8 protein-coding genes are annotated in these 11,789 nt (G+C 38.0%); 3 read left to right on the top strand and 5 right to left on the bottom strand.

All coding sequences use genetic code 11. The features are described from left to right. Positions 1-618: 618 nt before the first annotated feature. Entirely contained in the window at positions 619-1,497 is an 879-nt protein-coding gene (locus RIV7116_RS13090; RefSeq protein ID WP_015118780.1) for a DUF5895 domain-containing protein, read from the top strand. Between the two features lie 188 nt (positions 1,498-1,685). Here the strand turns inward: RIV7116_RS13090 and RIV7116_RS13085 are convergent, their stop codons facing one another. Continuing rightward, positions 1,686-2,960, bottom strand: a complete 1,275-nt coding sequence (locus RIV7116_RS13085) for an NAD(P)/FAD-dependent oxidoreductase (RefSeq protein WP_015118779.1) — start codon at positions 2,958-2,960, stop codon at positions 1,686-1,688. A 253-nt stretch (positions 2,961-3,213) separates the two neighbouring features. Then, the gene (locus RIV7116_RS13080) at positions 3,214-3,411 is read right to left on the bottom strand and encodes a hypothetical protein (RefSeq protein ID WP_015118778.1); all 198 of its coding nucleotides are present in this window, start codon (positions 3,409-3,411) and stop codon (positions 3,214-3,216) included. A 337-nt stretch (positions 3,412-3,748) separates the two neighbouring features. Between RIV7116_RS13080 and RIV7116_RS13075 the strand changes: the two genes are divergently transcribed. Both RIV7116_RS13075 and RIV7116_RS13070 read left to right on the top strand, forming a co-directional pair. Then, positions 3,749-4,306, top strand: coding sequence for an SRPBCC family protein (locus tag RIV7116_RS13075; protein ID WP_015118777.1), 558 nt, complete (start codon positions 3,749-3,751; stop codon positions 4,304-4,306). Positions 4,307-4,311: 5 nt separating this feature from the next. Then, positions 4,312-4,887, top strand: a complete 576-nt coding sequence (locus RIV7116_RS13070; RefSeq protein ID WP_015118776.1) for a DUF924 family protein — start codon at positions 4,312-4,314, stop codon at positions 4,885-4,887. A 484-nt stretch (positions 4,888-5,371) separates the two neighbouring features. Here the strand turns inward: RIV7116_RS13070 and RIV7116_RS13065 are convergent, their stop codons facing one another. The 3 genes from RIV7116_RS13065 to clpB form a co-directional block, all read right to left on the bottom strand. Then, positions 5,372-5,608, bottom strand: coding sequence for a Nif11-like leader peptide family natural product precursor (locus tag RIV7116_RS13065; RefSeq protein WP_015118775.1), 237 nt, complete (start codon positions 5,606-5,608; stop codon positions 5,372-5,374). A 349-nt stretch (positions 5,609-5,957) separates the two neighbouring features. Beyond that, positions 5,958-7,664: a protein kinase gene (locus RIV7116_RS13060; protein ID WP_015118774.1), complete on the bottom strand. Its 1,707-nt coding sequence runs from the start codon at positions 7,662-7,664 to the stop codon at positions 5,958-5,960. Positions 7,665-8,669: 1,005 nt separating this feature from the next. Then, positions 8,670-11,288, bottom strand: coding sequence for an ATP-dependent chaperone ClpB (gene clpB, locus RIV7116_RS13055; protein ID WP_015118773.1), 2,619 nt, complete (start codon positions 11,286-11,288; stop codon positions 8,670-8,672). Positions 11,289-11,789 lie beyond the last annotated feature (501 nt).

Genomic DNA, 11,789 nt, shown 5'->3' with positions numbered 1-11,789 from the left:
CTGATTAACTTTGGAGGGCTTATCGTCATTTTCGACAAAAAAGCTTATGCTTTGGTAAAAAACTTCTATTGACAAATTTCAATAAACAGATTGTCCGAAAAATGTTAAAGTATTCTGACGCTAAAGACGGTTTATCTATTTTTGCTTAATTTTTTACAAAAACGACATTTTAGATATAAATACTTTGTCTTTATAAATTACGGTCAATTATATTACTCTTGTTTCAAAAACGATAGCTACTTTGTTTTGATAAATTTATCCAATGATAAAGGTAGTTGTATTGCCATGTGGATGCGAGCAAAGCAAAAACCTATGTATGATATTAGTCGTTAAAAATACAATAAATTTAAATAAAGCATAATTAATAAGCAGCAAATTATCCTCATAACAACACACTGAAAGTAAAGTTCTTGTTAAAAACTGCTTCAGATAGATGCGTAATGTCACGTTGAAATGATAAATAAATAATCATTGACTTTATTAAATCAATTTAACTGATTCTTGGTTGTGGCGAATAGTGGCACAAACACGCCTAAAATTTAATCCTACTCCTCGCACTAAATATAGACCCAACCGAGTCAACTTTAAAAGTACAAAATCGACAACCGCCCATACACGATGAAAGCATCTGCAAAATTCGACTTTGAAGACGAGAAGTTCAATGCACCACCTTCTCGTGTTGTCCCTTGGTGTCAAATGATTAATCCAAAATATAACATTGATGATGCTGATGGTATAAGTTCCTACGGTTTGGCGATTAAGCTAGAAAATGCCCGCGCTGTCGGCTTTGTACCTGATGAAAATTGGCAGCAGGTGGAGCATCAATTCAGTTCGGGAGTAGAAACGGTTCTTATCAGTACAACCCCAAATATAGTAATAGTACGTCGAGGTCCTTTATCAGTAAAAGACCGCGAAACAGGTGCTAAGTTAGGAACTCTTAAAGAAAATTATGATGCTTTTTTAGCAGACAAACTTAAATTCAAAACTTTTACTCGCTATCTGATTTTTTTGGCAGGGGAAGACAAGAGTTTTTTGCATGAATTGCCTTTGCAGTTAACTTTAAATGGTGCGGCTGGAGCAAGTTTTAGTAAAGCCTACTGCGAATATCAGCAAGGCAGAGCAACTGCGGGATTTGTTGCCGAATTAGAAAGAGCTTATGCCGGATATCGCCGTCAAGCAGCAACCCCTAAAGGACCTTTATTTCATGCTCACGGCATTTTCTCGCCGATAATTGAATGTGAAGAAAGAGGGATTGCCACAAATACTGTTTTAGTTGCAGCAACTGTAGACTACAAGCATCCTACAGTTTCCACATTAACCAACTATTTGATTGCTTCTGACTCCAAAGAATCTGGATTGATTTCAAAGACTTTTGAAGAATACAAAGATTTTGCTAAGGAACCAGTAAAAACTGAAACTCGCCCAATGGCTGTAGCGGCAGTTTCTAGTTCCTATGTTTATCCAGATGAAGATGATTTTGGATATCCGCCGTATTAGGGCATTGGGGATTGGGCATTGGGCATTGGAAATTGGGCATTGGGCATGGGGCATGGGAATAGTTAAGAGTTAGGAGTTAGTCAAAAGTTAATAATTTTTCTACCCCCTCTACCCCCTCTCCCCCCTCTCCCTCTTTGTCTCCCTATCTCACGAATTACGAATTACGAATTACGAATTACGAATTATACTCACTCCTTCGCGCCCATTGCCAAACCTGCTAAATAAGCAGTAGTCCAGGCACTTTGAAAATTAAACCCACCGGTAACTCCATCAATATCAAGAATTTCTCCGGCAAAGTACAGTCCTTTGAATAAACGGCTTTCCATCGTTTTGAAATTAACTTCTTTAAGCTTGATTCCACCGCAAGTGACGAATTCGTCTTTGAAAACTCCTTTCCCGCTAATAATGTATTGTCCTTGAGTTAATTCTTGTACCAATTTATTTAAAGCTTTTTTGGGTAAATCAGCCCATCGCATATCTTTATCTATACCAGCGCGAAATATAAGGTATTGCCACAAACGATGTGGTAACTTTATTCCTCGATGTAGCGCGATCGCTCTTTTGCCAAAATCGTTTTTTACCTGCTGTAGTTCTTGGCGAACTTTATCTTGATTTAAGTCTGGCAACCAATTAACAGTAATAGTCCCTTTATAGCCCGATTCATGGAAGGTTCTCGCACCCCAAGCGGAAAGCTTTAACACGGCTGGGCCACTTAAACCCCAATGAGTAATTAGTAACGGTCCTACCTGTTCTAGCTGGGGTTTTCCCGGTACTGATAATCTTAGCTGTACTGGATTAACGCTTACTCCAGCTAGCGAACGCAATTCCTTATCTACAATATTAAAGGTAAATAAAGAGGGAACAGTTGGTTCAACCTGATGACCAAATTTTTTCGCGATTCTATAACCTACAGGATTGCTGCCAGTTGCCAGCAGTATTTTATCGCAATGTAAAGTTTCCCCAGATTTTAGTAAAATTTCAAATCTAGATTTATCTTTATTATCTGAATCTTCAGCAGGTTGGTTTTCTAATTCTTGGGAATTTACGCAAACTACAGGCGAAGCAGTACGAATTTGAACGTTGAAATCTAAAGCTGTTTTTATCAAACAATCTACAATTGTTTCCGAACTATCTGTAACGGGAAACATCCTGCCATCAGCTTCCGTTTTTAACTGTACTCCGGCTGTTGCAAACCACCTAACAGTATCTTGAGCTTGGAAGCGTGAAAAAGCACCTAATAGGGCTTTGGAACCTCTAGGATAATTTTGGATAAATCCCTTAGTATCAAAAAGAGCGTGAGTGACATTACAACGTCCCCCGCCAGAAATACGAACTTTAGCTAGTAATTGACGACTTGCTTCAAGTAAGATAATAGAAGCACTTCGGTTAGTCTTAGCAGCCGAACATGCCGCAAAAAAACCCGCAGCCCCACCACCAACAATTACAATTTTTAATGGTTGCAAATTCCGAACTACTTATAAACGAACTTTATAGAATAATTTGAAAAATAAAATTTTTCATTTTGGAATTGTAGATAATAAATACATTCCAAATATATTCCCAGAATTTATGCGACTATTAAAATCACAGAAATTATAGATTTGCCTCTTAACTCTACTCATATATTACATCTGAACGGAAATCAACTGATTTTTTCAGCTAAAACAACTTGCCTGGATCGCGACCGATAATATAGTAAATCATTTAGATGCTTGTTTAAAAACGCAACCAAGTTTTTTGGGCATAACTAAGAACCCCGAAGGCTATTGCAATCGTAAATAATAGTAAAATGATGCCTCCAGGGATAAAAGTAAGAATACCCAATCCCCTGAGAACCCATACTGCTATGGCAATACCGAGAAACATACCAAAACCTTGGGTTAGTTTTTGATTCAGTTTAGAAGATTGATTCACCTCATATCCCTCTTAAATCAATAGTATTTGTGACATTCTAGCCCTTTAACCAGTTACCAGTTAACAGGGAACAGCAAAATACAATAGACTCCTAACTTTGGACTACTAACTTCCTATCCACTAGTTTGTGCCCTAACATCAATGCTTCACAATATTAGTGATAATCTTGACATATTTTTGGGTGAATATTGGGAATAATAGACTACAAGCAAAGAACTAATTCCGGAATGCTTTCATGCTGGACTGGAATTAGAATTATTGAATAAGACCAAACTGCAATTGCAAGGTCTATATTTTTTTAGTGTAGTGTGGAAAATTGAGGAGCGAGCGAAACATTATGTCTGCGTCTTTTTTCTCAGACTTAATTAATAAAGGTTCGGATATGCCTTGGAGTCAGGACAAGCAAGCAGCGTTACTAAAAGGTGAAATTCTTGTAGAAACGCGCTCTCATAATGCTTGGGGTGGTTGTGTAAGCGCAAGAATGTATTTACCACTAGTACGTTCGCAAGTTTGGCAACACATAACAGATTATCCGCGTTGGGTGCAGTACTTCCCTGACATCACTAAGAGTGAAATTATACATAAAGGAGAAGCCAAACGTCTGTATCAGGCAGCACAAAAGGCTTTTATGTTGTTTACAGCGCAAGTAGATATTTATTTGAATGTTGTAGAAGATTTTGGCAATAAAATCCAATTTAATCTAGATAAAGGCACCTTTCACGATTTTAGTGCGGATATAGATTTAAAAGATTACGGTAGCGGCACTTTGCTAACTTATTCAGTAAAGGCAACTCCGATAATTCCCATACCCTCGATGTTTATTCAGCAAGCTATGAATTTTGAATTGCCCGCAAATATGCGTAAAATGCGACAAGTCCTTTGTAAGGGAATGTAAAAACGATGTGTAGGGCAAATGAAATTCTTGACTTTTGGTTTGCTAGCCGGGATGAACCCGATTACGGTAAGCCCAGAAAAGTATGGTTTGCAAAAGAGCCAGAATTTGATGAAGAAATACGAAGACGTTTTCTGAGAGATTATGAAAAAGCAGCAGCAGGTAATTTAGATGAGTGGAAGGAATCACCTGATACCTGTCTAGCTTTAATTTTGCTGTTAGATCAATTTCCTCGAAATATTTTTCGCGAAGATCCTCAAGCTTTTGCCACCGATTGGGAAGCATTATCAACAGCGCATCAAGCTATAGCACAAGGGTTTGACCGACAATTATTAAATGTACAGCGCTGGTTTGTATATTTACCTTTTGTACATAGCGAAAATATCGAACATCAGCGTCAAGCGGTGAAGCTATTCCAGAAACTTAGTGGAGATAGGGATAGTGCAAGTGCTATTGAAAATGCGATTCGCCATAGGTCGGTAATTGAGCGTTTTGGACGTTTTCCCCATCGCAATTCAATTCTGGGACGACCTTCAAATCCTGAAGAAAAAGAATTTTTGAAACAACCAGGGGCAAGATTTTAATCGCAATTCATTAATACATTGAGATAATTCCCAAACATGGTATCCGCGTCGTCTATTTATGACGCGGTGAGTATCTCATGCAAAATATCGGACAAAAATTTGAATTCTGAAAACAAAGTCGGCTGCCTTAGCGACAGCTTAACGCACCAAAACCTTGATTTTGGTGCGTTAGTTACTATGTTTCCTTTAAGTTGAAGGGCTTTGTTCTAATTTATAGCGACTTTACTTTTTGCAAAATACAAGATTTTCACATAGGAATGCTTCCTTGTGCTATTTCTAACCGCTATTTTTAGATTGTATTCGACGCAAAAATCTATAGCACCATGCCAATCTTAAGAGTTATGAAAGTCTAAACCCTTGGGAATACTGCTACTTTTGTCAAATAAAATGTCAGTCCTAAAATAGATAATAAAATTTGAAAAGGTAAGATTTTGGGCATTAATCAAAAGTTTTTTTAACTAAACTTAATCAGTGACGCAATCGATTAACGTAAATTCAACGTTTGATCGCGAACTGTAGAACCTGTATCAAACAAAACTTGATCTAATTCTGGCTCGGTGAATTCATAACCTAAGCTAGCAGCAAAAGTGACTATTTTCTTTTTATCCCAATTCCACACACCAAAAACGCCTTTAATGGAACAACTTTTATAATATTGTTCGTAAATTTCTTGATTTGTCATCAAATTTTCGTAGAAAGCATCAACCTGTTCTAACGACATAAAGCCCTATCTCCTCACTCGCATGACTTATTTATTAAAAGCTACACACTTAAAGTCGTAGATTTCATTTCAGATAACTTCTTCTTCAACGGTTGGGAGTAGTTACACGGATAAAAGTGATAGATGTTCATGAAAAATATTGTTCCTATAAAAACAACCGTTACCAACCTTTGAGATAGTTTGGAACAAAAAACCCAGATGATATGTATTATTTTATGTAGGTGTAGCTCGTGACGCTATGAGGAAAATACGTATTCTTAGTTGCAAATTGAACGGCAAAGATTAACCAGTCAAACTTAAGCAGCATTCGTCTGGAAAAATAGCTATTAAGTTCTGACTCTCAACTCGATCAATCGCAAAGCCTTACCTGGTCATAAAAAATCCAGCCTTCAGTATCATCAGAAAGCTTAACCTTGAAAAAATAACCTTTATCATCAAGAATTAACAATTTTTCACCTTTATTCAATTCTTTGAATGTTTTTGCATCCCTATGAGGTTGATGGCGTAATTTTGGCAATTTATTTAAATCCGATCTGACAATACGACACTGTTCGGGCAATTGTGACAACAAATTATTATGTTGCGAGTTTGTTTTGCCCAAATTGCCAGCATTTACTAATGCGAATCCTCCGACGCTAGCCAAAACAGTCGCTATCCCTATGCTTTTTACCCCTAATGGCAATACATTCTTTAGTATTGGCATCTCCGGAGTTGGTTTTAAAGGTGAAGTGGTAGATGGCGGTTGTTCTGATATGCTGCTGATTTTAGGAAGTCGAGCAGTTTTAACTACAGGCTGCTGTGGTTCTGCTGCAAAATTTTTACTATTGTAATAAGCAGGAATACAGTTGTTAGTATATTCTGTAGAAGTAATATCTTTTACTGTTATGTTCTGCTGTCCCAAACGCAGTATACTAGAACCCGAAAGTGGCATTTCTCCCGCTAAAAGTAATTGACCATCGAGAATAGGTGGATTTTTGTGACGGAGATTTCGCAAATAAAATTTTTCTTTTTCTGGATTGAAAAATATTTCTACATGTAGCGCAGATACTGTTGGCTCTAATAAAACGACATCGCAATCTGGGGGGTTGCGACCGATACGAATTTTTCCCGGTATTTTACTAAACTGGTTATTAGTAATTTTATAAGTTTTTAAATCGTTCCCTTCTAGCCATTCTAAAGTCAGTTCGTATACGACACTCGCAGCATTGTTTTCTACTACATCGGGAACTTCAGGAACCGGTAATCCTTTTAATGCTTGTATTACTTCATCTACAGTTTGGTAGCGCTCTTTGAAATGATAGCGAGTCATCTTATTTAGAACTTCGGCAAATGCTGGATCTACTTCTCTAAGATGCTCCCACAAAATTTCTCCGGTATTGGGATCGTCTTGAAGTTCGTAGGGATACACGCCCGTTAAGGCTTGAATACCTATCATACCCAAAGCATAAATATCACTACTAGAACGCGGTAAACGTCTGATTTGTTCGGAAGGCATGTAGCCGCGAGTTCCTACAACTAATGTGACGTTGTGTTTTCCGGTTTTTGTTGCGGTTTGATTTCGTAATTGTTTGATTGCGCCAAAATCAATTAATACTAATTTATTGTCAGAAGCACGTCTAATCAGATTATCCGGCTTTATGTCTCGGTGAATTACTCCTTGACTGTGGACAAACTGCAAAATAGATAATATTTCGCTCAAAATAGCCACAACCTGGCTTTGACTTAACTTGTTACCCGGAAGCAATTCTCTACTTAGAGAATGTCCTTCAATTAATTCTTGTACTAGATAAAATTGATTATTATCATCAAAGTAAGCTAATAGTCTGGGAATTTGACCGTGATTTCCCAACTGTTGTAATGTATCGGCTTCTTTTTGAAACAATCTTCTCGCTGCTTCCAAAGTTTCCGGTGAAGTACTAGTGGTCTTTAAATGCTTGAGAACGCATTTAGGTTTTCCGGGAAGGTGAATATCCGAACATATATAAGTTTGTCCAAAGCCTCCTTCAGCCAATATTTGGAGTACTTTATAACGTCCTGCTAGTAACTGACCAATCATGCTAGTACGGTGTTTTAAAAAAGTAATTTTTGCACTTCCTCGTTTAATTTGTAACTTTATCAAATATCTCAGTCTTGTATTCTACAACCATACAAGACAGCAGACAGTTTTCTACTTAGGAGAGTAAGTGGCGTGATTTAGATTATAAAACATCCATTCCAAAGGAAATCTTATTTAATCTATGAAAAATATTTTTACTTACTGTTATCCAAATGTTGACTTAGTTACAAAAAATATCTCATCGATCGGGTAACTGAAAAACTCGAATGCAGATGCGATGGTTTTATACAAAAAAATAGATATTAGACAATGTATTGCTATCGCATGATTGAGTTTAACTATAAATACTTCTTCAAGACTTTAATTTGTTATCCCGATAACAGCTTCTATTAATTAAATTATGGTTTCATGCTTTTAAAAATAATTAAAATCAAGCTAGTAAATCAATGAATAACAAATTTTTAGATGGCTTGTTGCCAGTTTGGCATTTATTTGCAAAATCAATACGTTAGCTTTAAATGCACTATTTTATAGCTATTTTTACATTTATAGTAATCCTTAGAGAGTTAATTATTCTCAAGAAAATAAGCGGTACTAGTTAAACCATTAAAGTTTTAGCCTAGTATTTAGCAATATGTCAATTTAGTTATCTAGCGAACAAATCAAGCAGATTACCTCTGTTAAAGTTACCAAAAGCTAGCTTTGATTCTAGCTATATCTATTACTCCAAAATATCAGATATAGTAGATTTAATTTAATTCACGAGTAATTAGTATTGTAGATAACATTAAGTTTATTTTCTATATTAGAATGTATTATTTCATCATTTAAAAGTTGATTTTTTAGTTTGCAATCTCATCATCTAGAGTTATACTGAGCCACCTATTTAATTTTCTTGCTCCGTACTAAATCCGAATTAGCTATATACAAAAAACCCAGTTTCTAGCGAGGAAACCGGGTTAAAAATTCTTTATTTAACCTAACTGTGACGGGATATTAAACGAGTTAAATGGTTACTAATTCCGAAGGAACGCGCTTAAAAACTAGGCGCTCGTTTTCAACATCAACAAAAATAGTATCCCCGTCGTTGAATTCGCCGCGTAAAATTGACTTCGCAATTTGGGTTTCTAATTCGCGCTGAATCGCACGTTTTAGCGGGCGGGCACCGAACACCGGATCGTATCCAACCTCTGCTAAGAAATCTAGAGCAGCATCGGCAAGCTTCAAAGACATTTTGCGGTCAGCTAATCTGTGACGCAATCTTTCTACCTGTAGCTGGACAATTTTGCGTAATTCGGATTTTTGTAAAGCATGGAAGAAGATAATTTCATCAATACGGTTGAGGAACTCCGGACGGAAACTGCTCCGCATTGCTTCCATAACTCTGGTACGCATTTCTTCATAACCAGAATCATCTCCAGCCACATCAAGAATAAACTGAGAACCGATGTTGCTTGTCATGATGATAATCGTATTTTTGAAATCCACCGTCCTACCTTGGGAATCGGTGACTCTTCCATCATCAAGGATTTGCAGCATGATGTTAAATACATCCGGATGCGCTTTCTCAATTTCATCGAAGAGAATTACCGCATAAGGACGACGACGAATAGCTTCGGTCAATTGTCCGCCTTCTTCGTAACCAACGTATCCCGGAGGGGCACCGACTAAGCGAGAAACGGCATGTTTTTCCATGTATTCGGACATATCAATCCGTACCATCGCTTCTTCGGTATCGAACATATAAGAAGCTAAAGCTTTACCCAATTCAGTTTTACCAACACCAGTAGGACCGAGGAAAATAAAGCTAGCTATGGGACGATTGGGGTCGGCTAAACCCGCACGAGAACGTTGGATTGCATCAGCAATCGCAGTTACAGCTTCATCTTGACCGACAACCCGATTGTGCAATTCATCTTCAAGCTGCAACAATTTCTCTTTTTCGGATTCCACTAACTTGCTGATGGGGATACCCGTCCATTTAGAAATTACTTCAGCAATATCGGCTTCGGTTACTTCTTCTCGCAACAAAGATTTACCGCTATGCTGTGCTTGTGAAAGTTCTGTTTCAGCAGTTTCCAACTGACGATGTAAATCAGTTAACTTACCATATTTCAATTCAGCAGCCCGATTCAGGTCATAATCCCGTTCCGCTTGCTGAATTTCTACGTTAACTCGGTCAATTTCTTCTTTTACCGACTGAATTTTTGTAATTACATCTTTTTCCGACTGCCATTGACCGCTTAAAGCACGCTGCTCTTCTTTAAAATCGGCAAGTTCTTTTTCTAACCTTTCTAAACGTTCCCTTGAAGCCGCATCGCTTTCCTTTTGTAGCGATAGCTTTTCCATTTCTAATTGCAGAATCTTGCGGTCAATTTCGTCTAACTCTTCGGGTTTAGATGTAATTTCCATCTTCAAACGCGCCGCCGCTTCGTCCACCAAATCAATCGCCTTATCAGGTAAAAAGCGGTCGGTAATATAACGATTTGACAAAGTCGCAGCCGCCACCAAAGAACTATCGGCAATCTTTACACCGTGGTGAACTTCATACCGTTCCTTCAAACCACGAAGAATTGAAACAGTGTCTTCCACACTGGGTTGATCGACATAAACTTGTTGGAAACGTCTTTCTAAAGCCGCATCCTTTTCAATATATTTACGATATTCGTCTAAAGTTGTTGCTCCAATACAGCGCAATTCACCCCGAGCCAACATCGGCTTGAGTAAATTACCCGCATCCATAGCGCCCTGAGTTGCACCGGCACCTACAACGGTATGAATTTCATCAATAAATAGAACTATATTGCCTTGCGACTCGGTAACTTCTTTCAATACAGCTTTCAGACGTTCCTCAAATTCACCCCGGAACTTCGCACCTGCAATCAAAGCACCCATATCCAATGCGATTAATTTACGATCCTTAAGCGATTGCGGTACATCTCCAGCAATTATTCGCTGTGCTAAACCTTCAGCGATCGCAGTTTTACCAACACCAGGTTCGCCGATTAATACGGGGTTATTTTTAGTACGTCGCGACAAAATCTGAATGGTACGACGAATTTCATCATCGCGTCCGATAACAGGATCGAGCTTACCTTCACTAGCAGCTTGAGTTAAGTCCCGTCCATATTTTTCCAGAGATTGATACTTACCTTCTGGATTTTGGTCAGTCACTTTTTGACTCCCTCTTATTTGCTTAATGGTATCTTTTAATTTCCTTTCGTCTATGCCGAATTCTTTAAATAAGCCTTTACCGAAGCGGTCATCCCTAGCGTAAGCTAGCAATAAATGTTCAATAGAAATATATTCGTCACCAAATTCCTTACGGTATCCATCGGCTCGATCTAAAAGAGTATCTAAACTACGTCCTAAATATACAGAACTGCTGCTACCGGATACTTTTGGTTGACTTTTGATAAACTCTTCAGTGCGCTCTTTAATTTTTTGAGGATTCGCCCCCACCTTAGTAAAAGTTGGTGCAGCCAATCCATCTTGTTCCAGCAGAGCTTTCATTAAATGCTCGCTTTCAATCTGCTGCTGTTGATATTGTTTTGCAGTCTCGGGAGTATGAGTTATAGCCTCCCAGGCTTTCTCAGTAAATTGGTTTGGATTAGTAGGTTGCATAGTATTTGTAAAAGATGTAACAGCCTTATTACCACAAAAAAATGATCAATAAACAAGTATTTCTATAAAACATTCTAAAAATAACCTTGCAGTTTACAGGATCGGTGTTCACCCCCTTAGTTAGCGGTATTTCCCTAAATTCAGATTTTGGATTTAAAATATTTTCTCTTCCCCGAGATAAAACCTTAAAAAATCAGCAGGCTTATTCAGGACTTACGCAAAGCAAAATTGTCATTGCGACCGAAACATATTACAGGGAAGCAATCCCAAGGTTTCGAGAGATGATCTACAACCTGCGGGTGAATACGTCGCTGTCGCATGTCCTAACGGACACGCTGCGCTAACGTAATGACGCAATTATGTTACTTTTGCGTAAGCCCTATTATTGTAGAGAGATGCCGGATATACCACGAGTGACTCCCATCACGCTCTAAGATTACCTATAAGAATTTCTCCCTCACTCCCTCCCTCTCTCACTCTCTCCCTCAATAATTTAGGTAA

The organism is Rivularia sp. PCC 7116 (genome assembly GCF_000316665.1).
Lineage (GTDB): Bacteria > Cyanobacteriota > Cyanobacteriia > Cyanobacteriales > Nostocaceae > Rivularia.
The sequence above is the reverse complement of the archived record's forward strand: the minus strand, read 5'-3'. Positions and strand labels throughout refer to the sequence as shown.

Bases quoted from the DNA above. Each gene is read 5' to 3' on its own strand.
- RIV7116_RS13060 (WP_015118774.1), bottom strand. From the start codon at position 7,664: ATGATTGGTCAGTTACTAGCAGGACGTTATAAAGTACTCCAAATATTG.
- clpB (WP_015118773.1), bottom strand. From the start codon at position 11,288: ATGCAACCTACTAATCCAAACCAATTTACTGAGAAAGCCTGGGAGGCT.
- RIV7116_RS13075 (WP_015118777.1), top strand. From the start codon at position 3,749: ATGTCTGCGTCTTTTTTCTCAGACTTAATTAATAAAGGTTCGGATATG.
- RIV7116_RS13070 (WP_015118776.1), top strand. From the start codon at position 4,312: ATGTGTAGGGCAAATGAAATTCTTGACTTTTGGTTTGCTAGCCGGGAT.
- RIV7116_RS13090 (WP_015118780.1), top strand. From the start codon at position 619: ATGAAAGCATCTGCAAAATTCGACTTTGAAGACGAGAAGTTCAATGCA.
- RIV7116_RS13065 (WP_015118775.1), bottom strand. From the start codon at position 5,608: ATGTCGTTAGAACAGGTTGATGCTTTCTACGAAAATTTGATGACAAAT.